This is a genomic window from Sphingomonas sp. RIT328 (genome assembly GCF_000632225.1).
GTDB lineage: Bacteria > Pseudomonadota > Alphaproteobacteria > Sphingomonadales > Sphingomonadaceae > Sphingomonas > Sphingomonas kyungheensis.
This window is the reverse complement of sequence record NZ_JFYV01000026.1, coordinates 20,011-41,437: the sequence shown is the minus strand read 5'-3', so window position 1 is coordinate 41,437 and position 21,427 is coordinate 20,011. Positions and strand designations below refer to the sequence as shown.

The 21,427-nt window shown below is 71.0% G+C and carries 19 protein-coding genes and 1 pseudogene; 10 read left to right on the top strand and 10 right to left on the bottom strand.

The annotated features are described in order from the left end of the window. The 7 genes and pseudogenes from BW41_RS21615 to BW41_RS21610 all read right to left on the bottom strand — a co-directional run. Nucleotides 1-213 (bottom strand): annotated as a pseudogene (locus BW41_RS21615) (RcnB family protein); the annotation flags it as partial. 92 nt (nt 214-305) lie between these two features. Then, nucleotides 306-857, bottom strand: a complete 552-nt coding sequence (locus BW41_RS12795; RefSeq protein ID WP_037534906.1) for a (2Fe-2S)-binding protein — start codon at nt 855-857, stop codon at nt 306-308. 41 nt (nt 858-898) lie between these two features. After that, complete coding sequence (locus tag BW41_RS12790; RefSeq protein WP_037534905.1) at nt 899-2,035, bottom strand: CaiB/BaiF CoA transferase family protein; 1,137 nt, start codon at nt 2,033-2,035, stop codon at nt 899-901. Further along, nucleotides 2,032-3,216 carry an acyl-CoA dehydrogenase gene (locus tag BW41_RS12785; protein ID WP_037534916.1) on the bottom strand — a complete coding sequence of 395 codons (1,185 nt, stop codon included), beginning with the start codon at nt 3,214-3,216 and terminating at the stop codon, nt 2,032-2,034. The genes BW41_RS12790 and BW41_RS12785 overlap by 4 nt, the downstream gene beginning before the upstream one ends. A 58-nt stretch (nt 3,217-3,274) precedes the next feature. After that, complete coding sequence (locus BW41_RS12780) at nt 3,275-4,057, bottom strand: tryptophan 2,3-dioxygenase (protein ID WP_037534904.1); 783 nt, start codon at nt 4,055-4,057, stop codon at nt 3,275-3,277. A gap of 24 nt (nt 4,058-4,081) precedes the next feature. Next, on the bottom strand, nt 4,082-4,378 hold the full coding sequence (locus BW41_RS12775; protein WP_037534903.1) for a hypothetical protein: 297 nt from the start codon (nt 4,376-4,378) through the stop codon (nt 4,082-4,084). Then, nucleotides 4,375-4,551, bottom strand: a complete 177-nt coding sequence (locus BW41_RS21610; RefSeq protein ID WP_200870428.1) for a hypothetical protein — start codon at nt 4,549-4,551, stop codon at nt 4,375-4,377. The genes BW41_RS12775 and BW41_RS21610 overlap by 4 nt, the downstream gene beginning before the upstream one ends. A gap of 92 nt (nt 4,552-4,643) precedes the next feature. Between BW41_RS21610 and BW41_RS12770 the strand changes: the two genes are divergently transcribed. Next, complete coding sequence (locus BW41_RS12770) at nt 4,644-5,261, top strand: S24 family peptidase (RefSeq protein WP_037534902.1); 618 nt, start codon at nt 4,644-4,646, stop codon at nt 5,259-5,261. Here BW41_RS12770 and BW41_RS21605 read toward each other — a convergent pair whose 3' ends face one another. Continuing rightward, nucleotides 5,262-5,432 carry a hypothetical protein gene (locus tag BW41_RS21605; protein ID WP_200870427.1) on the bottom strand — a complete coding sequence of 57 codons (171 nt, stop codon included), beginning with the start codon at nt 5,430-5,432 and terminating at the stop codon, nt 5,262-5,264. 144 nt (nt 5,433-5,576) lie between these two features. Between BW41_RS21605 and BW41_RS12765 the strand changes: the two genes are divergently transcribed. Then, on the top strand, nt 5,577-5,801 hold the full coding sequence (locus BW41_RS12765) for a hypothetical protein (protein ID WP_037534901.1): 225 nt from the start codon (nt 5,577-5,579) through the stop codon (nt 5,799-5,801). Between the two features lie 30 nt (nt 5,802-5,831). Here the strand turns inward: BW41_RS12765 and BW41_RS12760 are convergent, their stop codons facing one another. Then, nucleotides 5,832-6,593, bottom strand: coding sequence for a ThuA domain-containing protein (locus tag BW41_RS12760; RefSeq protein WP_037534900.1), 762 nt, complete (start codon nt 6,591-6,593; stop codon nt 5,832-5,834). Nucleotides 6,594-6,758: 165 nt separating this feature from the next. Here BW41_RS12760 and BW41_RS12755 point away from each other — a divergent pair, with 165 nt between their 5' ends. Both BW41_RS12755 and BW41_RS12750 read left to right on the top strand, forming a co-directional pair. Next, entirely contained in the window at nt 6,759-8,684 is a 1,926-nt protein-coding gene (locus BW41_RS12755; RefSeq protein WP_037534899.1) for an autotransporter assembly complex protein TamA, read from the top strand. Beyond that, nucleotides 8,681-12,799 (top strand): translocation/assembly module TamB domain-containing protein, encoded by a 4,119-nt coding sequence (locus BW41_RS12750; RefSeq protein ID WP_235199757.1) that lies wholly within the window; start codon nt 8,681-8,683, stop codon nt 12,797-12,799. The genes BW41_RS12755 and BW41_RS12750 overlap by 4 nt, the downstream gene beginning before the upstream one ends. Nucleotides 12,800-13,045: 246 nt before the next feature. On the opposite strand, the gene BW41_RS12745 is transcribed toward BW41_RS12750, so the two are convergent. Then, nucleotides 13,046-13,396 carry a DUF6481 family protein gene (locus tag BW41_RS12745; RefSeq protein WP_037534898.1) on the bottom strand — a complete coding sequence of 117 codons (351 nt, stop codon included), beginning with the start codon at nt 13,394-13,396 and terminating at the stop codon, nt 13,046-13,048. 141 nt (nt 13,397-13,537) lie between these two features. On the opposite strand from BW41_RS12745, the gene BW41_RS12740 reads away from it, so the two are divergent. The 6 genes from BW41_RS12740 to BW41_RS12715 all read left to right on the top strand — a co-directional run bounded on the left by BW41_RS12740 (nt 13,538) and on the right by BW41_RS12715 (nt 21,373). Then, nucleotides 13,538-14,206, top strand: coding sequence for a spermidine synthase (locus BW41_RS12740; protein ID WP_037534897.1), 669 nt, complete (start codon nt 13,538-13,540; stop codon nt 14,204-14,206). Between the two features lie 59 nt (nt 14,207-14,265). Next, nucleotides 14,266-15,246: a quinone oxidoreductase family protein gene (locus BW41_RS12735; RefSeq protein ID WP_037534896.1), complete on the top strand. Its 981-nt coding sequence runs from the start codon at nt 14,266-14,268 to the stop codon at nt 15,244-15,246. A 436-nt stretch (nt 15,247-15,682) separates the two neighbouring features. After that, the gene (locus tag BW41_RS12730; RefSeq protein WP_037534895.1) at nt 15,683-19,054 is read left to right on the top strand and encodes a polysaccharide deacetylase family protein; all 3,372 of its coding nucleotides are present in this window, start codon (nt 15,683-15,685) and stop codon (nt 19,052-19,054) included. A 288-nt stretch (nt 19,055-19,342) separates the two neighbouring features. Continuing rightward, the gene (gene modA / locus BW41_RS12725) at nt 19,343-20,092 is read left to right on the top strand and encodes a molybdate ABC transporter substrate-binding protein (protein ID WP_037534894.1); all 750 of its coding nucleotides are present in this window, start codon (nt 19,343-19,345) and stop codon (nt 20,090-20,092) included. Beyond that, complete coding sequence (gene modB, locus BW41_RS12720) at nt 20,092-20,781, top strand: molybdate ABC transporter permease subunit (RefSeq protein ID WP_037534893.1); 690 nt, start codon at nt 20,092-20,094, stop codon at nt 20,779-20,781. Before modA ends, modB begins: the two co-directional genes overlap by 1 nt. Further along, on the top strand, nt 20,771-21,373 hold the full coding sequence (locus tag BW41_RS12715) for an ATP-binding cassette domain-containing protein (protein ID WP_037534892.1): 603 nt from the start codon (nt 20,771-20,773) through the stop codon (nt 21,371-21,373). Before modB ends, BW41_RS12715 begins: the two co-directional genes overlap by 11 nt. The last annotated feature ends 54 nt before the right edge of the window (nt 21,374-21,427 follow it).

Genomic DNA, 21,427 nt, shown 5'->3' with positions numbered 1-21,427 from the left:
GGCGGGGCGATCGCCACGGCCCTGCCAGCCACGATCGGCGACGCGGGGCGGACCGCCGTCGTCCGGCCGTGGGCCGCGGTCATCCGGCCGCGGGCCGGGGCGGCCGGGTCCGTCGGGTCCACGCTGATCCCAGTTGCGCCGGCCATCCTGCGCCTGTGCCGCCACGGGCATCAGCATCGATGCGGCGAGCAGCGCCTTGATCACGGTCTTCATCGTCCTTCGTCCTCGTCCGCCGGCGCACGAGCCGGCCCGGATGATGACCGATACTTGCACCACAGCCGCTGTGACGAAGCTGAATACCTCTGTCAGCGTTGCGAAAGCTTGGGCGGGACCAAAGCGGGGACGACGCGCGCCGCATCGGCCGGGTCTATACCCGGGCGGGCGCCGGCGGGGATCGTCTCCTCACCCCGCGCGGCACGGCCGGCGCGCTGGATCGCCTCGATCAGCCGCGGATAGACGCCGCAGCGGCACAGGTTGCGGATCGCACCGCGGATATCCGCCTCGCTCGGGTCGGGACGATGGTTGAGCAGGACCGACGCCGCCATCAGCATGCCGGGGATGCAAAAGCCGCACTGCGTCACGTTGGCGGCGAGGAAGGCGAGCTGCAACGGGTGGTTGCGCTCGCGCGACAGGCCCTCGATCGTGGTGACGAAGCTGCCCTCGATCCGCCCGATCGCGACCTGGCACGACAGCACCGCCCGCCCGTCGACATCGACGGTGCAGGCGCCGCAATCGCCGGTGCCACAGCCATATTTGGTGCCGGTGAGGTTCGATGCGTCACGCAGCGCCCAGAGCAGCGGCGTCTCCGGATCGAGGCGATATTCGACCGGCTGGTTGTTGACGGTAAGGCGCGCCATGTCCGGCCCTTAGCCGCAAAGCCCGGCATGTCGCCAGACCGTCACCGCTCGTCATCGCCCGAACCGAGCCGGGGGGCAGGGCGGTCGCAGGCGAGCGCGGCGTCGGAGAAGCGGATCGGCGTGCGCAGGCCGCGGATCGGGTCCGACCCGATCACCAGGCCGCGAGCGGCGATCTGCGGATCGGTAAGCGCCTGTTCGACGGAGTTGATCGGTCCCGCCGGCACGCCGGCCGCGGCGAGGCGCGCGAGCAAATCGTCGCGCGCGAAGGTCCGCGTCGCCGCGGTGATCTGCGCGAACAACGCCTCGCGGTTGGCGAGGCGCAGCGCGTTGCTGGCATAGCGCGGATCGTCGGCGTCGATCCCGGCGATCGCGCAGAAGCGGCGGAACTGGCCGTCGTTGCCGACCGCGAGGATGAACCAGCCGTCGCTCGTCTCGAACACCGCATAGGGGCAGACGTTGAGGTGGGCGTTGCCGACGCGCGCCGGAGTGACGCCGCTGGCGAAATAATTCGCTGCCTGATTGGCGAGCACGCCGGTCATCGAATCAAGCAGCGCCATGTCGATCCACTGGCCGCGCCCGGTCCGCTCGCGCATCGCCAGCGCCGCCTGGATCGCGATCACCGCATAGAGGCCGGTGGTGATGTCGGCCATCGCCACGCCGATCTTCTGCGGCGCGCCGTCGGGATCGCCGGTCAGGTCCATCATCCCGCTCATTCCCTGGACGATGAAGTCATAGCCGGCGCGCGCCGCATAGGGGCCGTCCTGCCCGAAGCCGGTGATCGAGCAATAGACGAGGCGGGGATTGAGCGTGGACAGGCTGGCATAGTCGAGCCCGTATTTGGCGAGGCCGCCGACCTTGAAATTCTCGATCAGCACGTCGGCCCCGGCGGCGAGCGCGCGGACCTGCGCCTGCCCCGCGGCGGTGGTGAAGTCGATGACGTCGCTGGTCTTGCCGCGGTTGCAGGCGTGGAAATAGGCGGCGTCGCGGCCGCCGTCGGGATAGTCGACGAAGGGCGGGCCCCAGCTGCGCGTATCGTCGCCGGCGGGGCTCTCCACCTTGGTCACGGTGGCGCCGAGGTCGGCGAGCACCTGCCCCGCCCAGGGGCCGGCGAGGATGCGCGCCAGCTCGAGCACCTTGAGGCCGGCGAGCGGATGCGCGCGCCCCGCCGCCTCGGTCAAAACGCCGCGATCCCGGTGATCGCGCGGCCGAGGATCAGCGCGTGGACGTCGTGCGCGCCCTCATAGGTGTTGACCGTTTCGAGGTTCATCAGGTGGCGCATCACCTGATATTCGCCGGAAATGCCGTTGCCGCCGTGCATGTCGCGGCTGACCCGGGCGATGTCGAGCGCCTTGCCGACGTTGTTGCGCTTGACCAGCGAGACCATCTCGGGCGCGAACCGGCCCTCGTCCATCAGCCGCCCGACGCGCAAGCTGGCCTGCAGGCCCAGCGCGATCTCCGTCTCCATATCGGCGAGCTTCTTCTGATAGAGCTGCCGCCCGGCGAGCGGCGTGCCGAACTGCTTGCGGTCGAGGCCGTATTGGCGCGCCGCGTGGAAGCAATATTCGGCGGCGCCGAGCGCGCCCCAGCTGATCCCGTAACGCGCGCGGTTGAGGCAGCCGAACGGGCCCTTCAGCCCCTCGACATGCGGCAGCAGCGCGTCGTCGCCGACCTCGACATCGTCCATCACGATGCCGCCGGTGATCGACGCGCGCAGCGACAATTTGCCCTCGATCTTGGGCGCGGACAGGCCCTTCATTCCCTTGGTGAGGACGAAGCCGCGGATCGCGCCGCCATGCGCGTCCGACTTGGCCCAGACGACGAAGACGTCCGCGATCGGCGAATTCGAAATCCAGGTCTTGGCGCCATTGAGGACATAGCCGCCGTCGACCTTGCGCGCGCGGGTGGTCATCCCGCCGGGGTCGGAGCCGGCATCGGGCTCGGTCAGGCCGAAGCAGCCGATGAACTCGCCGCTGGCGAGGCGCGGCAGCAGGCTGCGCTTCTGCTCCTCGGAGCCATAAGCGAAGATCGGATACATGACGAGGCTCGACTGGACGCTCATCATCGAGCGGTACCCCGAATCGATCCGCTCGACCTCGCGCGCGACGAGGCCGTAGGCGACGTAACTCGCGCCGACACCGCCATATTCTTCTGGAAGGGTCGGGCCGAGCAGGCCGAGTTCGCCCATTTCGCGGAAGATCGCCGGATCGGTATGCTCGTCGCGGAAGGCGGCGACGATGCGCGGCGCCAGCCGGTCCTGCGCATAGCCGCACGCGGTGTCGCGGATCATCCGCTCGTCCTCGCTCAACTGGTCGTCGAGCAGGAAGGGATCGGCCCAGTCGAACTTGCCCATGCCCGCCATCATCATCTCCTTTTGGAAGGCCCGGTACGGGGGAAGGCGGGGCGGGGCAAGCCCTGCGTCACAGGCTGGTGCGGACGTCGAGCAGCTCGGGGAAGAAGCGGTGCGAGACGACGCGGGCGAGATAGGGCACGCCCGCGGTGCCGCCGGTGCCCGACTTGAAGCCGATCACCCGCTCGACCGTCTTGAGGTGGCCGAAGCGCCAGAGCTGGACGTGATATTCGAGGTCGACCAGCTTCTCGGCCAGCTCGTACAGGTCCCAATAGGCGTGCGGCTGCGCATAGACGGTCGCCCAGCAGGCCTCGACCGCCGGCGAAGGCGGCGCGGTGACGGTGAAGTCGCGCGCCAGCCGCTCGGCCGGCACCGGCAAGCCGCGGCGCGCGAGCAGGCGCAGCGCCTCGTCATAGAGGCTCGGCACGGCGAGTTCGGCGGCGAGCCGCTCGCGCACCGCCGGCTCGTCGAACAGGTCGATCATCGCCGCATTGCGGTTGCCGAGGATGAATTCGAGGCAGCGATATTGATCCGACTGGAAGCCCGAACTCTGGCCGAGGCTGCCGCGCATCGCGGCATAATCGGCGGGCGTCATCGTCGCCAGCACCTCCCACGACTGGATCAGCTGCGTCTGGATGCGGCTGACCCGCGCCATCATCTTGAGCGCGGGCGGCAGATCGTCCGCCGCGATCCGCCGCCGCGCTTCGCCCAGTTCGTGCAGGCAGAGCTTCATCCACAATTCGGACGCCTGGTGGATCGTCACGAACAGCAGCTCGTCATGCACGCCGCTGAGCGGCGATTGCAGGTCGAGCAGCTCGGGCAGGCGCAGGTAGCTGCGATAGGTGATCGTCATCGCGGCAGCCTATCGCAACCGGCCTCACTGCTCCAGCAGGAGCACCTCCAGCGTCGCGCGGTCGCCGCGGCGGCGTGTGACGATCAGGTCGGCGACGATCGCGGCGGGGACGGGCAGATCCTCCTCGGGCAGAGCGTCCAGCCACGCCGCGGCGTCGCCACCGGCGATGGCGAGGTCGATCGTCAGGCGCACGCCGGTGAAGGTCGCGCTCGACCAGGGGCGTTCGTGCAGTCCGAGCGGATGGAACGTCAGGCCATGGCAGGCGGCGCTTGCGCCGAGCGCGCGGTGCAGGCGGCGGTGCGGCAGCGTCATGTGCATCATGCCCCCGCTCCGTCGAGATACCGGATGATCCGCGCCTCGACCGACGGGCCGACGACGCGCCCACGCACCATGTCGGTGACGAGTCGCGGGTCGTTGACGGTGCGCTTGCCGAACTCGCTGCGCGACATGCGCGAACGGCGGAGATAGCGATCGATCCTGAGCAGCAATGACATGGCTTCCCTCCCGAGTCCGGCGATTACGTTCCTGATCTGTTCCTGTCTTTCCAACTTGTCTAGGAAAATTTCCTACGATACGGTCGCGGGCGATGGACGCGGAGGATCCCCGCCGGCGGCTGACCGCCCTTGCCGCGGCGCGGGGTGACAGCCTCGCCGCGCTGTCGCGGATGCTCGGGCGCAACGATGCCTATCTTCAGCAGTTCGTCGCGCGCGGATCGCCACGCCGGCTCGCCGACGACGATCGGCGGCGGCTGAGCGACTATTTCGGCGTGGCGGACAGCGAGCTGGGCGGTCCGGCCGCGCCGCGCCTGTTCGCGCTGCCGCGGCTCGACGTCGCCGCCTCGGCGGGGCCGGGCGCGTTCGTCGATACCGAGATCGTGCTCGGCACGGCGGCGCTCGATCCGGCGCTGGCGACGCAGCTCGGCCTGCGCGACGGCATGGCGGCGATCGTGCGGGTGCGGGGCGATTCGATGGAGCCGGGGCTGATCGACGGCGATCTGATCGTCGTCGACCGCGCCCGTGCGCGCCCCGATGCGCAACCGCGCGTGCACGTCGTGCGGATCGACGGCACGGTGATGGTCAAGCGCGTCGCGCGGCGGGGTGGGCGGATCACCGTCACCAGCGACAATCCCGCTGCGCCGCCGGTGCCGGCGGGGGCGGTCGAGGTGATCGGACGCGTCGTCTGGCTGATGCGCGCGCCGCGCTGATCAGCGGCGGCTGTCGCGCAGCCACACCGCGATCGCGCCGGCCGCGCCGATCGCCAGCCCGGCGAGAAAGCCGATCGTCACCTGCCCCTGGATGAGGCCGACGATCGCACCCCCGATCGAACAGATCGCGACGAGGATGCCGCCCGCGGCGGAGGGAGGGGTTTCGGCCATGCCCGTCCCTGCCACGTCCCGCGGCGAGACGCCAGCGTCCCCCGACGGGACGGGCGGGACGGCGACGCGGCGGCGGTTTACCATCGTCCTCCGCCAGTTCCGCGCGTCCTCACCATATGGCACGGCGCGTGTAACGGCACGGGGATGCACACCGATCCCGCCATCGCCATCCACCTCGACGACGCGCAGCAGGTGGCGGAGGCGACCGACCTGATCGCCCGCTTCGGCGAGGACGCGCCGGTCGAGGCGGCTATCCGCGCCGGGCGGATGCGCGACATCGGCAATGTCGTCCACTTCTGCCGCTGGCGACAGACCGGCCGGCTGGTCGCGCTGCTGGTGGCGGATACGGCGGTGGGGACGGTGCACTAGGCGCGGCGCCGGCAGCGCCACACGCCGGTCTCAGCCGATCCCGCGCCCCGTCGCGGTCCACCAGATCCCGCCGAGCAGGTGATCCAGATACCGCCCGTCCCGGTACATGTCGGCATTGTGGCCGAGCAGGGTGACGAAGACGCGGCCCTTTTCGTACGTATGATACCAGGCCTCGGGATGGTCCTTGCCCATCGGCCGGCCGACCTGGCCGGGCCAGATCAGCGTCGGGTCGTAGCTCGTCTCGTCGACGCCGAGCACCGGGTGGATGGTGACGCGATAGGGATTGGTGGTGACGTAATATTCGTCGCTCCAGATCCAGCGGTCGGGCAGCGCGAAGGTCGCGGGAAAGCGCGGGTCGAGCTTGGTGACCGCGGCGGTCTGCAGCTTGGGGTGGTTGACGAAGCTGCGCCCGACCATCCGCTCATACCACGGCCAGGCGGCGGCCGGGACGATCGCGGCGCGGTGCACCACCATCGCATTGCCGCCGCCGCGCATATAGGCCTCGAACCGGCGGCGGCGCGGCTCGCTCAGCGTCTCGGGCGGCGTGTTGAGGAACATCACCGCGGCATATGGGCCGAGGTCGCCGTCGAACGGTGCGCCGTCGGCGGACCAGGTGACGGCAAAGGCATGCAGCCGCGCCAGGCGTTCGATGCTGTCGCGCGCGACCGGGATATATTCGTAATGGTAGGTGCTCGGCGCGGCGATCACCAGCAGCTTGAACTGGTCCTCCGCCGCGGCGGGGACGGCGGTCAGCGTCGCGGCGAGCGCGGCGATCGTCAGCATCGGTCTCATGGTTTCCGGCTTCGCGCGCGTGGCGGGCCGAGGCAAGCGCCACTTTGGTCGGGCTGGCGGCTGCCGCGGCGGCGCGCCCGGGCGAACGATAAGCGGGGCCGATTGAGGCCGAAACCGCCGGATATGGGACTGTTGCAGGCCGGCGACGCACGCTAGGACGGCGCCATGCTGTTGCGTTTGGGGTGGTTCGGGCTTGGCGCGACTGCCGTGCTCCTTCTTCCCGGCCCGGCGGCGGCGCAGACGGCACCGGCGGAGGTGCCGCTCGATCCCAATGCCCCGCTCGCGCCCTTGCCCGATATCGGCGTCGCCTGGCCGGAACTCGGCAACGATCCCGCCAGCACGACGGCCGCCGCGACCGACGGCGCCGCCGAGCGCCGCTATGCGTGGCGGATCGACGGCATCGACACCAGCGCGACGCCGTTGCTGCGCAAGCGCTTCGAGGAATTGTCGACGCTCAGCGCCAATGACGGCAGCGCCGCCAACGCCGCGCAGCTCGACCGCCGCGCCCGCGAGGATGCCGACCTGTTGCAGACGCTGCTGCGCGGCGCGGGTTATTACGACGCACGGGTGACGACGCGGGTCGAGCCGGGGACGAAGCCGCTGGTCGTGCTCGCCGCCGAACCGGGGACGCTGTACCGGCTCAGGGACGTGACGCTCGGCGGTCTTGCCGCGGCGGGCGACAAGGCGGCGCCGCTGCGCGAGGCGTTCGGGGTCAAGCCTTCGGACCCGGTCGATGCCGATGCGATCGTCGCCGGCACCGCGCGGCTGACGGCGCGGATCGGCCAGACCGGCTTCCCTTTCGCCGATGTCGGCGAACCGCAGATCGTCGTCGACCACGCCAGCAAGACCGCGACGCTCGACCTCCAGGTCGCGCCGGGCGCGCAAAGCCGGTTCGGCAAGTTCGTCGCGCTGCCGGGCAACCGCGTTTTCGGTCCCGATCACGTCCAGGAGATTTCGCGGCTCGCCCCCGGCGACACGTTCGATGCGACGACGCTCGACGATCTGCGCCGCGCGCTGGTGCAGACCGGGCTGGTCTCCTCGGTCGAGGTCAAGCCGATCCCGGCCGACGCGCCGGGGGTGGTCGACATCGGCGTCAAGCTCGGCGCCGCACCTGTGCATACGATCGCCGGCGAGCTCGGCTATGGCACCGGTGAAGGCGCGCGTGCCGAACTCAACTGGACGCATCGCAACCTGTTCCCGCCCGAAGGCGCGCTCACCCTGCGCAGCGTGCTCGGCACGCGCGAGCAGCTCGGCAGCGTCGTCTTCCGCCGCAACAATTTCGGCGACCGTGACCGCGTGCTGACCGCGCAGATCTCCGCGAGCCACGTCCAGCGCGATGCCTATGAGGCGAAGACCTATACCGTCGCCGCCAATATCGAGCGGCAGACGACGATCTTCTTCCAGAAGGCCTGGACCTGGTCGCTCGGCGGCGAGGTGCTGAGTTCGGACGAGCGCGACGTCATCGCCGCGACCGGCGAGCCGCGCCGCCGCACCTTCTATATCGCCGCCGCGCCGACCAGCCTCAATTACGACGGATCGGACGATCTGCTCAACCCGACCCGCGGCTTCCGCCTCGGCGGTCGGGTCAGCCCGGAATTCTCGCTGGAGAACGACGCGTTCGGCTATGCGCGCGTGCAGATCGACGCGAGCGCCTATCAGCCGGCGCGGCGCGGGCTGGTGCTCGCCGAGCGGATCCGGCTGGGCTCGATCCTCGGCGCCTCGCGCGACAGCATCGCGCCGTCGCGGCGCTTCTACGCCGGCGGCGGCGCGTCGGTGCGCGGCTATGGCTATCAGGCGATCGGGCCGCGCGACGTCAACAACGATCCGATCGGCGGGCGCAGCCTCGCCGAATTCTCGATCGAGGCGCGGGTGCGCGCCTTCGGCAATTTCGGCATCGTGCCGTTCCTCGACGGCGGCACCATCTATACCAGCGCGGTGCCGGGGCTCGGCGACTTCCAATATGGCGCGGGCGTCGGCGTGCGCTATTATTCCAACTTCGGCCCGATCCGCTTCGACGTCGGCACGCCGCTCAATCCGCAGCCGGGCGACAGCCGCATCGCCGTCTACGTCTCGCTGGGGCAGGCCTTTTGAGCCGCGCGCTGCGCCGGATCGCGCTCGCCCTCGCCGGACTGCTCGCGCTTGCGGCGCTGGCGCTGGCGGTGGTCGACACCGGCATCGGCCATCGCTGGGTGGCGCAGCGGATCGGCGCGATCCGCACCGCCAACGGCCTGCGCTTCACCATCGGGCGGATCGACGGCTCGCTCTATGACCGGGCGCGGCTCAGCGACGTGCGCGTCTATGATCTCGACGGCCTGCTGGTGCAGGCGCCGACCGTCGCGCTCGACTGGTCGCCGTGGCGCTGGCTGCGGCATCAGCTCATCATCGATCGGCTGGCGATCCCGCGGGCGGTGCTGTTCCACGCGCCGCATACCCGGGCGATGCCGCGCACCGGGCCGATCCTGCCCGATTTCGACATCCGCATCCGCGCCCTCGACGTCGAGCGGCTGGTGCTCGCCAAGCCGGTGCTCGGCACCGCGCGGGTCGGGCGGATCGCCGGCCGTGCCGACATCCGCCGCGGCCGCGCGCTGGTGCGGCTCGCCGCCAGCGTCGCCGGATCGGATCGGCTCACGCTGCGCCTCGATGCCGAGCCCGATGCCGGTCGCTTCGATCTCGATGCCAGCGCGGCGGGGCGCGCCGGCGGCGTCTTGTCGCGCAGCCTCGGCCTGCGGCGTGCCGTTGCCTTCGATATCGACGGGTCGGGCGGCTGGACGCGCTGGCGCGGGCGGGCGGTCGGCCGGATCGGTAGCGCGCGCGCGCTCGATCTCGCGCTCGCTGCCGACGATGGCCGCTATACGCTGGCGGGCGACCTGGTGCCGACCGGTCTGCTGAGCGGCGCGGCGCTGCGCCTCGCCGCACCGCGGCTGCGCGTGCAGGGGCAGGCGCGCTTCGCCGATCGGCGGCTCGACGGCAGGCTGACGCTGCGCAGCCCGGCGCTGGCGCTGGAGGCGACCGGCCTCGCCGATCTCGGTGCGGGGGCGTGGCGCAATCTGCGGCTCAGCGCGCGTTTGCTGCGGCCGGCGGCGATCATTCCGGCGATGACCGGCAGCGGCGTCGCCGCGCGCGCGGTGATCGACGGCGATTTCCGCAGCGCCCGCTTCGACTACCGGCTGCGCGCCGACCGGCTGGCGATCGACCGGACCGGCCTCGAAGAGGTGCGGCTCGCCGGCAGCGGCCGGCTCGGCCAGCGGCAGCTCGTGCTGCCGACGCGCTTCACCGCGGCGCAGGTCACCGGCGTCGGCACCGTCGCGGGCGGCGTGTTGCGGCATTTCAGCCTCGACGGGCCGCTGATGCTGAAGGGCTCACTGCTCACCGGTGATTCGCTGCGGCTGCGCTCGGACCAGCTCGACGGGCGGCTGATGGTCGCGCTCGATCTCGCCACCGGCCGCTATGAGGTGGGGCTCAACGGCACGCTCAACCGCCTGTTCATCAAGGGGCTCGGCATCGTCGACCTGCGCTCCGACCTGCGCGTCGTGCCGGGGGCGGGGGGGCGCGGCACGCGCATCGTCGGGCGCGGCACGGCGCAGGTCGTGCGGCTCGACAACGGCTTCCTGCGCGGCCTGACCGGCGGCCTGCCGCGGATCAGCGCCGGCCTGGAACGCACCCCCGACGGCCTGTTGCGCTTCACCGACATGGTGCTGACCTCGCCGCTGCTCAGCCTGCGCGGCAACGGCTATCGCCGTCCCGACGATACCTTCCATATCGAGGCGAGCGGGCGACATGCCACCTATGGCCCGGTGGTGATGCGGCTCGACGGCAAGATCGACCGGCCGACGCTCGACCTGCAATTCGCCAGCCCCAATGCGGCGCTCGGCCTGTCGCAGGTGCGCGCGCATCTCGATCCGACGGCGAGCGGCTTCACCTATCGCGCCGCGGGCGAATCGCGGCTCGGGCCGTTCACGCTGGCGGGATCGATCCTGCTGCTGCCGCCGGGCGTCGACGACATTCTGGTCGTCGACCGGCTGGCGGTGAGCGGCACCGCGGCGAGCGGCCGGCTGACGATCGGCCATGGCGGCTTCACCGGGCGGCTCGCGGTGGCGGGCGGCGGGCTGGCGGGCGAATTGCTGTTCCGCCCGGTCGGCACGGTGCAGCGGATCGAGACGCATCTCAGCGCGGCCGACGCGCAGCTCGGCAGCGCGACGCTGCGCCGCGGCCGCGTCGACGCGGCGCTGCTGCTCGATCCCGCCGGCACCGCGCTCGATCTCACCACCAGCGGTGCGGGCGTGCGGCTCGGGCGACTCAGCCTCGCGCGCTTCGCCGGCACGGCGAAGCTGCGCGGCGGCGTCGGCGAGGTGCGCGCGTCGATCGCCGGATCGCGCGGGCGCGCCTTCGACATCCAGACGGTGACGCAGATGGCGCAGGATCATCTGTCGGTCGCCGCGCAGGGCACGCTCGACCGCCGCCCGCTGCGGCTGCTCGCGCCCGCCGACATCCGTCGTGAGGGCGACGGCTGGCGGCTCGCGCCGACGCGGCTGAGCTTCGCCGGCGGCGAGGCGGAGGTCGGCGGCCATTATGCTGCGGATGCGCTGTCGCTCGACGCCGCGCTGACGGGCATGCCGCTGGCGATCCTCGATATCGGCTATCCGCGGCTCGGCCTCGGCGGCACCGCGTCGGGGACGTTCAGCTATGCGACCGGGGCCGATCGTGCGCCGACCGGCAAGGCCAATCTGACCGTCCGTGGGCTGAGCCGCGCCGGGCTGGTGCTGTCGTCGCGGCCGATCGACCTCGGTCTCGCCGGCATCCTCTCCGCCGACCGATTGGGCGTGCGCGTGGTGATGGCGTCGGGCGGCAAGACGATCGGCCGCGCCCAGGCGCTGCTCAAGCCGCTCGGCTCGGGCGACCTCGCCAGCCGGATCGCGGCGGCGCCGCTGTTCGCGCAGCTGCGCTATTCGGGGCCGGCGGATACGGTGTGGCGGCTGACCGGGCTCGAACTGTTCGACCTGTCGGGCCCGGTGGCGATCGGCGCCGACGTCAGCGGCCGGATCGGCGCGCCGCTGATCCGCGGCGTGCTGCAGGCCAATGGCGCGCGGATCGAGAGCGCCAACACCGGCACCGTGCTGACCAACGTCCAGGCGAACGGCCGCTTCAACGGATCGCGGCTGGTCATCGACCGGCTGACCGCCGACGCCGGCAAGGGCGGCCGCGTCGCCGGCAGCGGCGATTTCGACTTCGCCGCGCCGCACGGCATCGGCCTCGCGCTCAAGCTTCAGGCGGATCATGCGGTGATGATCAACCGCGACGATATCGGCGCGACCGTCACCGGCCCGCTCACCTTCACCTCCGACGGCAAGGGCGGGACGATCGCCGGCGACATCGTGCTCAACCGCAGCCGCTACCGGCTCGGCCAGGCGAGCGCGGCGGCGGCGCTGCCACGGCTCAACGTTCGCGAGATCAACCTGCCCGACGGCGGCGAGGAGGATGATACGCCCGTCACGCCGTGGACGCTGGCGATCAAGGCGCGCGCGCCCGACAAGGTGATCGTCAGCGGCCTCGGCCTGTCGAGCGAATGGTCCGCCGACCTCGGCATCGCCGGCCAGCCGGGCAATCCGGCGATCACCGGCCAGGCGAACATGATCCGCGGCGATTATGAATTCGCCGGGCGCAAGTTCCAGCTGTCGCGCGGCGTGATCCGCTTCGCCGGCGAGGTGCCGGCCAATCCGGTGCTCGACATCGAGGCCAATGCCGACAGCACCGGCCTTGCCGCGACGATCCGCGTTACCGGCACCGCGCTCAAGCCCGAGATCGGCTTCACCAGCACGCCGGCGCTGCCCGAGGACGAATTGCTGTCGCGGCTGCTGTTCGGCACCTCGATCACCAAATTGTCCGCGCCCGAGGCGTTGCAACTCGCCGCGGCGGTGGCGGCGTTGCAGAACGGCGGCAACGGCCTCAACCCGATCAACGCGGTGCGCCGCGCCGCGGGACTCGACCGGCTGCGCATCCTGCCTGCCGATCCGCAGACCGGGCAGAGCACGTCGATCGCCGCGGGCAAATACGTCACGCGCCGGCTCTATGCGGAGATCGTCACCGACGGGCAGGGCTATTCGGCGACGCAGGTCGAGTTCCAGGTGACGCGCTGGCTGTCGCTGCTGTCGAGCATCTCGACGCTCGGGCGGCAGAGCGCGAACGTGCGGGTGTCGAAGGATTATTGAGGCGGGGGACCCATTCGCCCCGCGGCGCCTCGACCGACAGTGCAAGGAGGGATGAGGTCATCTGACCATTGGCCCGGACCCTGTCGAAAGGCGGGTCTCCGCAGGCGCGCGTCCTTGTGGGACAGTGCGCTTCGACAGGCTCGGCGCAAACGAAGGTGGGGCGTTCGCCGCCTCTTCCGCCTCACCTTGACCTGACGAAGGGCAGGTAAATGCCCTGCCGCTTCGACAGGCTAGGAGGACGTCCCGTTATTTCCTGCCGGCGCGCTGCTTGCGGGCGGCGTAGCGGGCGTCGCGCGCCGCCTTCATCTCGGCTTCGGTCGGCATCTTGGGCTTGGCCTTGGCGGCGGCTTCTGCCGCAGCGAGGGCGGCGGCTTCGGCGGCGGCCTTCTTCTCGGCGATCGCCTGCTCGCGCGCTGCCTGCTTCTCGGCGCGCGCCTTGGCGAGCGCGGCTTCCTTCGCCTCGGCGGCGGCGACACGGGCGGCGACGATCGCCGGGTCGAGCGGTGGCTTGGCGCGCAGCTTCTCGAGCGCCGCCTGCTTGGCTTTGGCGGACAGCGCGGCGCGCTCCTGGAACGTCTGGGGCTTGTAGGCTGACATGTGAGGCGTGATGATCCTGTCGATTGTGAGAGTGTCTCGGCGGTGGCCGTTACTGCAAAACGCCCGAATTGGCAAAAACGCCCGTCGCGGCGCGCCACCAGCCGCGATAAAGCGCCGGCTTTGCACGCGAAGGGAGCCGCGATGACGCCACGCGAATTGATCGACACCGCCGAGGTGCCGGGCGGCGAGCCGCTGCGGCTGTTCCGGCGCGGCGCCGATTACATGATCGTGCTCGACCGCAACGAGCTGATGAACAGCCGGATGAGCGGATCGGAAGAGGCGCTCGCGACGATGACGATCGAGCGGTTGGGGCGGCCGGCGCCGCATCTGCTGATCGGCGGCTATGGCATGGGCTTCACCCTGCGCGCGGCGCTCGGCCGGCTGGGGCCGCAGGCGCGCGTCACCGTCGCCGAGCTGGTGCCGCAGATCGTCGACTGGGCGCGCGGGCCGATGGCGGCGCTGACCGACGGCTGCCTCGACGATCCGCGCGTCACCGTCACCTTCGCCGACGTCGCGGAGGTGATCGCCGCAGCCCCGCGCGCCTATGACGCGATCCTGCTCGATGTCGACAACGGACCCGACGGGCTGGTCCGCGCCGCCAACGACCGGCTCTATGCGGCGCGCGGCCTCGCCGCGGCGCGCGCAGCGCTGACCCCCGGCGGTGTGCTCGCCATCTGGTCGGCGGCGAAGGATGCGGCGTTCGCCCGGCGGCTGCGCGAGGGCGGCTTCACCGTCGACGAGGTCACCGTCCGCGCGCGCAGCAACGGCAAGGGCGCGATGCACACCATCTGGTTTGCGGTGCCGCGCTGAGTCGTGCAACCGGCGCCCGCCCCGAACGGTTCGGAGCGGCGGACGAAGGAGCGAAGACGATGAGCGATCGCGTGGCACGAATCACCCGTACCGGCGGCCCCGAAGTGATCGAATGGGTCGACATCGACCTGCCGCCGCCCGGCGCGGGCGAGGTGCGGATGCGGCACCATGCGGTCGGGCTCAACTATATCGACACCTATCATCGCAGCGGCGTCTATCCGGTCGAGCTGCCGAGCGGCCTCGGCAGCGAGGCGGCGGGCGTGGTCGAGGCGGTGGGCGAGGGCGTCGAGGGCTTTGCCGTCGGCGACCGCGTCGGCACCTTCGGCCCGGCGCGCGGCGCCTATGCGACCGCGCGCAACGTCGCGGCGCGGCAGCTGCTGCACCTGCCCGACGATATCGACGACGCGACCGCGGCGGCGCTGCTGCTCAAGGGCTGCACCACCGAATGCCTCGTCGATCGCTGCGCGCGCGTCCAGCCGGGGCAGACGGTGCTGGTCTGGGCGGCGGCGGGCGGCGTCGGCCAATTGCTCGTCGGCTGGCTCAAGGCGATCGGCGCGACGGTGATCGGCACCGCCGGCACCGCCGCCAAGGCCGATCATGCCCGTGCCGCCGGCGCCGACCGCGTGCTGCTCCATCGCGACGAGGATGTCGCAGCGCGGGTGCGCGAGATCACGCACGGCGAGGGCGTCGCGACGGTGTTCGACGGCGTCGGCCAGGCGACGTGGCAGGCGTCGCTCGATTCGGTGGCGCGGCGCGGGCTGATCGTCAGCTACGGCAATGCCGGCGGTGCGGTGACGGGCGTGTCGCTCGGCACGCTGGCGGCCAAGGGGTCGCTGTTCGTCACCCGGCCGACGCTGTTCGATTATTATGTCACGCCGGAAGAGCGGCGCGCGGGCGTCGACCGCGTCTTCGCGATGCTGCGCCGGGGCGCGATCCGGCCGCAGATCGGCCAACGCTTCCCGCTCGAACGGGCGGCGGACGCGCATCGCGCGCTCGAACAGGGGGAGACGCGGGGGAGTACGGTGCTGACGGTGGGGTGACGCGCGACGATGCGCGGGGTGGCGGTCGCCAAGGCCGCTCGATCCGAACGTCGTCGGAGATCGCGCGGACCGTCGAGAGAATAGCCGCCCTCGAACGGGCGTCCCGTGCTCCTGCGCACGCAGGAGCCCAGGGCGGCGAACGGAACCGCCGGTGTTTTGTTTCGCTCTGGATTCCTGCGTTCGCAGGAATACTGGTCACGCTTCGGAGCGGACAGTTGCTACGACAGTCGCACCCCGCCACGGCATATTGCCCTCGCGCCGGTGCGCTGGGATAAGCCGCGCTGACGGCGACGTGGCCGCAGGGGAATGAGCGATGGACGACGGGGACGGGTGCGCAGGGGCGGACCGATCGCGGCAAGTGACGGCTTTGTCACGCCGCTGACGCGGATCCGCCATCCATCCCGCTGCACAGCGATCTATCCGGAGTTCCTCGTTCATGCCCCAGCATCCCATATTCTATGACGCCAGTGGCCGGCGCAAACGGCGCTTCACGCTCGGCGTCGTCGCGTTCGTGGCGTTGCTGGTGCTGTCGGTGGCGGTGTTCGCGGTGTCGATCGGCGCGGTGCCCCGCGCGCCGCTGCTGCCGGTCGAGGTCGAGCGGCCGGCGCTGCGCCGGCTCGCGCCGCCGCATGGCGTGATCCGCCGGGCCAAGCGCGGGCTCGATTATTATGCCGGCCAGCTGTTCGGCACCGGTCGCGGCGGCAAGGCGAGCGCCGGCAACCCCAATCTCGCCATCGCCTTCCATACGCCTTGGGACCAGTCGAGCGCCGCCAGCCTCGAACGGCATGTCGATCAGCTCGACTGGGTGATCCCGGGCTGGGTATCGGTGACCGGGCCGGACCATCGCATCCAGGTGTTGCGCGATACCGCCGGGCGGGCGATCCTCAACCGCGCGGTGCATCGCCCGGTGGTGATCCCGATGGTCCAGAACGCCAGCAACGGCGAATGGGACGGTGCGGGCACCGCCGCGATGCTGGCCGACCCGCGGGCGCGCGCCGCGTTCCTCGACCGGCTGGTGCCGTGGCTCGCCGCCAACAGCGCCGGCGGCGCCTTCTTCGACTTCGAGGAACTGCCGGCGAGCGCCCAGGCCAATTACCGCGCCTTCCTCGCCGAGGCGCAGCGACGCTTCGCCCCGCACGGCTGGAGCGTCTCGATCGCCGCGCCGGTCGCCGATCCCGACTGGAACCTGCCAGCCTATGCCAAGGTCACCGACAAGATCTTCCTGATGGCCTATGACGAGCACGAGCCGAGCGGCCCCGCCGGCCCGATCGCCTCGCAACATTGGTTCGCGGAGAGCGTCGCCAGCGCCGCGCGCGGCATCCCCGCCGCCAAGCTGGTCGTCGCGATCGGCTCCTATGCCTATGACTGGCACGACGGCGGCGGCGATCCGCTCGGCGTCGAGGAGGCGTGGCAGAATGCGCGCGATTCGGGGGCGATGCCGGCGTTCGACCGGGCGAGCGGCAACAGCAGCTTCGCCTATAGCGACGGCGGCAGCCGCCATGTCGTCTGGCTGCTCGACGCCGCCTCCGCCTATAACGAGATCGCGCTGCTGCATCGCGCCGGGATCGGCAGCGTCGCCCTGTGGCGGCTCGGCGCCGAGGACCCGGGCCTGTGGTCCGTGTTCGGGCGCGATCACCGCAGCCTGCCGGCGGTCTCGGCGATCGACTCGATCCCCGCCGGCACGATCACCGACATCGAGGGCGCCGGCGAGATATTGAAGATCGCCGCCACCCCCGTGCCGGGCGAGCGCCGCGCGATCGCCGGGCCGGGCGGAACGATCGCCGACGTCCAGTTCCAGCGTCTGCCCAAGGCCTATGAGGTCGATCGCACCGGCTATCGCAGGAACCTGCTCGCGCTGACCTTCGACGACGGCCCCGATCCGAAATGGACGCCGCAGATCCTCGACGTGCTCAAGCAGAAGCACGCCCCGGCGACCTTCTTCATCATCGGCGAGAATGCGCTGACCCAGCGGTCGCTGCTGCAACGCATGGTGTCGGAGGGGCATGAGATCGGCAGCCACACCTACACCCATCCCAATCTCGCCACCGTCTCGCCAGGGCAGGTGTGGTTCGAGCTCAACGCGACGCAGCGGCTGTTCCAGGCCTTCACCGGCCATTCGCTGCGGCTGTTCCGCGCGCCCTATTTCGGCGACGCCGAACCGTCGACCGCGGACGAGATCGAGCCGGCGCTGCAGGCGCAGGAGCGCGGCTATGTCTCGGTCGGCCTGCACGTCGACCCCGGCGACTGGAAGCGGCCGGGCGTCCAGCAGATCATCGACGCGACGATCGACCGCGTGACCAGCGGCCCCAAGACCTGCGACGGCGATTCGGATGCCGATTGCAGCCGCAACGTCATCCTGCTCCACGACGCCGGCGGCAATCGTGCCGAGACGGTCGCGGCGCTGCCGGTGATCATCGACCGGCTGCGCGCGCTCGGGTATCGATTCGTGCCCGTCTCGACGCTCGCCGGCCTGTCGCGCCATGCCTCGATGCCGCCGATCAGCGCGAGCGACCAGCTTGCCGCCAACGTCGACCTCGCGCTGTTCAGCGCACTCGGCGGGATCGCGGTGGGGCTGCGCTGGCTGTTCATGATCGCGATTACCATCGGCATCCTGCGCGCGCTGGCGCTCTCCGCGCTGGCGCTGATCCAGGCGCGGCGCGAGGGCCGGACGGTGTTCCCGGCGATCGATCCCGTCCGTTTCGTCACCGTGCTGATCCCCGCCTATAACGAGGAGCGGGTGATCGAGCGCGCGGTGCGCGGCGTGCTCGCCTCGGTCGATGTCGCGGTCGAGGTGATCGTGATCGACGACGGGTCGAAGGACGCGACCTCCGCGGTGGTCAGCGCCGCCTTCGGCGACGATCCGCGCGTGCGGCTGCTCACGCTCGTCAACGGCGGCAAGGCGCGCGCGCTCAACACCGGACTCGAGCACGCCAAGGGCGAGATCGTCATCGCGCTCGACGCCGACACGCAGTTCGAGCCGACGACGATCGCGCGGCTGGCGCGCTGGTTCGACGATCCCAGGCTGGGGGCGGTCGCGGGCAATGCCAAGGTCGGCAACCGCGTCAATCTCGTCACCAAATGGCAGGCGCTCGAATATATCACCGCGCAGAATCTCGAACGGCGCGCCTTCGCGCGGCTCGATGCGATCACCGTCGTGCCCGGCGCGGTCGGCGCGTGGCGGCTCGCCGCGATCCGCCAGGTCGGCGGCTATCCGCACGACACGCTGGCGGAGGATCAGGACCTCACCGTCGCCATCCAGCGTGCCGGCTGGCGCGTCCAGTACGATCAATATGCGATCGCCTGGACCGAGGCGCCCGAGACGTTCCGCGCGCTCGCCAAACAGCGGTTCCGCTGGGCGTTCGGCACGCTGCAATGCCTGTGGAAGCATCGTTCGGCGATCGGCCGCAGCAGCCCTCGCGGACTGGGCTGGATCGGCCTGCCGCAGGCGATCGTCTTCCAGATCCTGCTCGCCGCGATCAGCCCGATCATCGATCTCGCGCTGCTCGTCAGCTTCGTCGTCACCTATCTCGACATCCAGGCGCATGGCTGGGCGCAGACCAGCCACGACGTCTATACGATGCTCGCCTTCTGGCTGGTGTTCACCGCGATCGATCTGCTCGCTGCGACGATCGCCTTCGCACTCGAACGGCGCGAGCGCTGGCGCCTGCTGTGGCTGCTGGTGCCGCAGCGGATCGGCTATCGCCAGATCATGTATTATGTCGTGCTCAAGGCGATCGCGCAGGCGCTGCGCGGACCGATGGTCGGTTGGGGCAAATTGCAGCGGACCGGGCGGGTGAGCGCGTCGTGAGCGGGGTGGAGACAGGATGAGCCTGCCCCTTTCCTGCTTGGGGCAACGTCAATCGCAGGACTGACCGTAAGTCGCGGCATGTAGGGCACAGTGGTTCGAATTGATGAGCGTCATGACGCCTTTGACGCCGGGTTCGGGCGTCCAGGGCGTTGCGGTTGATCGTCGACCGCAGTCAGGAGCTGGTCGCGCAGGCGTCGGGCGTCACCTAGCCAAACTGACAAAAGGACGGTCGCGTCGGCGCAAAGCCTTGTATACGGCGGAATACAGTCTTCCTATCCGGGTGCCGTCATGATCCGTCCGCTGTTGCTCATCCTCGCGCTGACGTTCGCCGCGCCGGCCGTCGCGCAGCGCGCGCCGCTGGTGCTCGCCGCCGCGAGCCTGCAGGAAGGGATGAACGCCGCCGCCGATGCCTGGGCCAAGCAGGGGCATCCGCGGCCGGTGGTGTCGTTCGCCGCCTCCTCGGCGCTGGCGCGGCAGGTCGAGGCGGGGGGCGCGGCGGATCTCTTCGTCTCCGCCGACCAGCAGTGGATGGACGAGCTCGCCGCCCGGCGTCTGATCGTCACCGGCAGCCGCGTCACCTTCCTCGGCAACCGCCTCGTCGTCGTCGCCGACAGGAACGACCGCGTGCGCATCCCGCTGCGCCCCGCCGCAGCCCTCGCGCGCGTGCTGAGCCGCGGGCCGCTCGCGATGGCGGATGCGCCGGTGCCCGCGGGGCGCTATGGCGAGGCGGCATTGCGGGCGCTCGGCGTCTGGAGCGCGGTTGCGCCCCATGTCGTCCGCGGCGACAGCGTGCGCGCCGCGCTGACGCTGGTCGAACGCGGCGCGGCCCCGCTCGGCATCGTCTATGCCACCGATGCGCGCGCCGCGCCCGGCGTCCGCATCGCCGGCGTCTTCCCCGAAGCGAGCCATCCGCCGATCACCTATCCGGTCGCGCGGCTCACCGCGTCGCGCAACCCGGAGGGCGAGCGCTTCCGCCGCTTCCTCGTCAGCGGCGCGGGCAAGGCGATCTTCGCGCGATACGGTTTCGCGCCGCGCTGATGCTGTCCGCCGACGAATGGACGATCCTCGCGCTGTCGCTGCGCGTCGGCGCGGTGGCCATGGCGGCGGCGCTGCCGCCGGCGTTCGCGCTCGCCTGGCTGCTCGCGCGGGTGCGGTTTCCGGGCAAGGTGCTGGTCGACGCGCTCGTCCATCTGCCGCTGGTGGTGCCGCCGGTGGTCACCGGCTGGCTGCTGCTGCTCGCCTTCGCGCCGGCCGGGCCGGTCGGCAGCCTGTTGCAGCATTGGTTCGGGATCAGCGTGCTGTTCCGCTGGACCGGCGCCGCGATCGCGGCGGCGATCATGGCGCTGCCGCTGATGGTGCGGGCGATGCGGCTGTCGATCGAGGCGGTCGACGCGGGTCTGGAGAATGCGGCGCGCACGCTCGGCGCAGGGCCGTGGCGGGTGTTCTGGACGCTGACGCTGCCGCTCAGCCTGCCCGGCGTGCTCGCCGGTGCGGTGCTCGGCTTCGCGCGCTCGATCGGCGAGTTCGGCGCGACGATCACCTTCGTCTCCAACGTTCCCGGCGAGACGCAGACGCTGCCGCTGGCGATCTATTCGGCGTTGCAGCAGCCGGGCGCCGAGGCGACGGTATGGCGATTGTCGGGAATTGCGGTCGCGGTGAGCTTCGCTGCGCTGCTCGCCTCCGAATGGCTCACGCGCCGCGTCCGCCGGGGGCTGCATGGCGTTTGAGATCCAGGTCGCCAAGCGATTGGGCGAGGCCGAAATCGCGCTCGATTGCGTCGCCGGCGACGGGCTGACCATGTTGTTCGGTCCGTCGGGGACGGGCAAGACGAGCGTGCTCAACATGGTCGCCGGGCTGCTCCGCCCCGACCGCGGTCGCATTTCGGTGGCCGGGCGCGTGCTGTTCGACGCCGCGACCGGGGTCGACGTGCCGCCGCAGCATCGCCGCGCCGGCTATGTCTTCCAGGACCCGCGGCTGTTCCCGCATCGCCGCGTCCGCGCCAATCTGCTGTACGGCGCGCGCGACGAGCGGGCGCTGCCGGCGACGGTGGCGATGCTCGGCATCGGGCATCTGCTCGATCGCTGGCCGCGGACGCTGTCGGGCGGCGAGGCGCGGCGCGTCGCGATCGGCCGGGCGCTGCTCAGCGATCCCGCCTTCCTGTTGCTCGACGAGCCGCTGTCGTCGCTGGACCGGCCGCGCCGCGCCGAGATCATGGACGCGCTGCTCCGCGTGCGTGACGAGGCGCGGCTGCCGATGCTGATGGTGACACACGATCCCGAGGAGGCCGAACGGCTCGCGACCCGCGTCGTCACGCTATGATCCCCCTTTGCCGCTAAACCGTAACATGCCATGCGTAGGCCGACGCTGCGGGAC

Bases quoted from the DNA above. Each gene is read 5' to 3' on its own strand.
- BW41_RS12795 (WP_037534906.1), bottom strand. From the start codon at position 857: ATGGCGCGCCTTACCGTCAACAACCAGCCGGTCGAATATCGCCTCGAT.
- BW41_RS12785 (WP_037534916.1), bottom strand. From the start codon at position 3,216: ATGGCGGGCATGGGCAAGTTCGACTGGGCCGATCCCTTCCTGCTCGAC.
- BW41_RS12780 (WP_037534904.1), bottom strand. From the start codon at position 4,057: ATGACGATCACCTATCGCAGCTACCTGCGCCTGCCCGAGCTGCTCGAC.
- BW41_RS12775 (WP_037534903.1), bottom strand. From the start codon at position 4,378: ATGATGCACATGACGCTGCCGCACCGCCGCCTGCACCGCGCGCTCGGC.
- BW41_RS21610 (WP_200870428.1), bottom strand. From the start codon at position 4,551: ATGTCATTGCTGCTCAGGATCGATCGCTATCTCCGCCGTTCGCGCATG.
- BW41_RS12770 (WP_037534902.1), top strand. From the start codon at position 4,644: ATGGACGCGGAGGATCCCCGCCGGCGGCTGACCGCCCTTGCCGCGGCG.
- BW41_RS21605 (WP_200870427.1), bottom strand. From the start codon at position 5,432: ATGGCCGAAACCCCTCCCTCCGCCGCGGGCGGCATCCTCGTCGCGATC.
- BW41_RS12765 (WP_037534901.1), top strand. From the start codon at position 5,577: ATGCACACCGATCCCGCCATCGCCATCCACCTCGACGACGCGCAGCAG.
- BW41_RS12760 (WP_037534900.1), bottom strand. From the start codon at position 6,593: ATGAGACCGATGCTGACGATCGCCGCGCTCGCCGCGACGCTGACCGCC.
- BW41_RS12755 (WP_037534899.1), top strand. From the start codon at position 6,759: ATGCTGTTGCGTTTGGGGTGGTTCGGGCTTGGCGCGACTGCCGTGCTC.
- BW41_RS12745 (WP_037534898.1), bottom strand. From the start codon at position 13,396: ATGTCAGCCTACAAGCCCCAGACGTTCCAGGAGCGCGCCGCGCTGTCC.
- BW41_RS12740 (WP_037534897.1), top strand. From the start codon at position 13,538: ATGACGCCACGCGAATTGATCGACACCGCCGAGGTGCCGGGCGGCGAG.
- BW41_RS12735 (WP_037534896.1), top strand. From the start codon at position 14,266: ATGAGCGATCGCGTGGCACGAATCACCCGTACCGGCGGCCCCGAAGTG.
- BW41_RS12730 (WP_037534895.1), top strand. From the start codon at position 15,683: ATGCCCCAGCATCCCATATTCTATGACGCCAGTGGCCGGCGCAAACGG.
- modA (WP_037534894.1), top strand. From the start codon at position 19,343: ATGATCCGTCCGCTGTTGCTCATCCTCGCGCTGACGTTCGCCGCGCCG.
- modB (WP_037534893.1), top strand. From the start codon at position 20,092: ATGCTGTCCGCCGACGAATGGACGATCCTCGCGCTGTCGCTGCGCGTC.
- BW41_RS12715 (WP_037534892.1), top strand. From the start codon at position 20,771: ATGGCGTTTGAGATCCAGGTCGCCAAGCGATTGGGCGAGGCCGAAATC.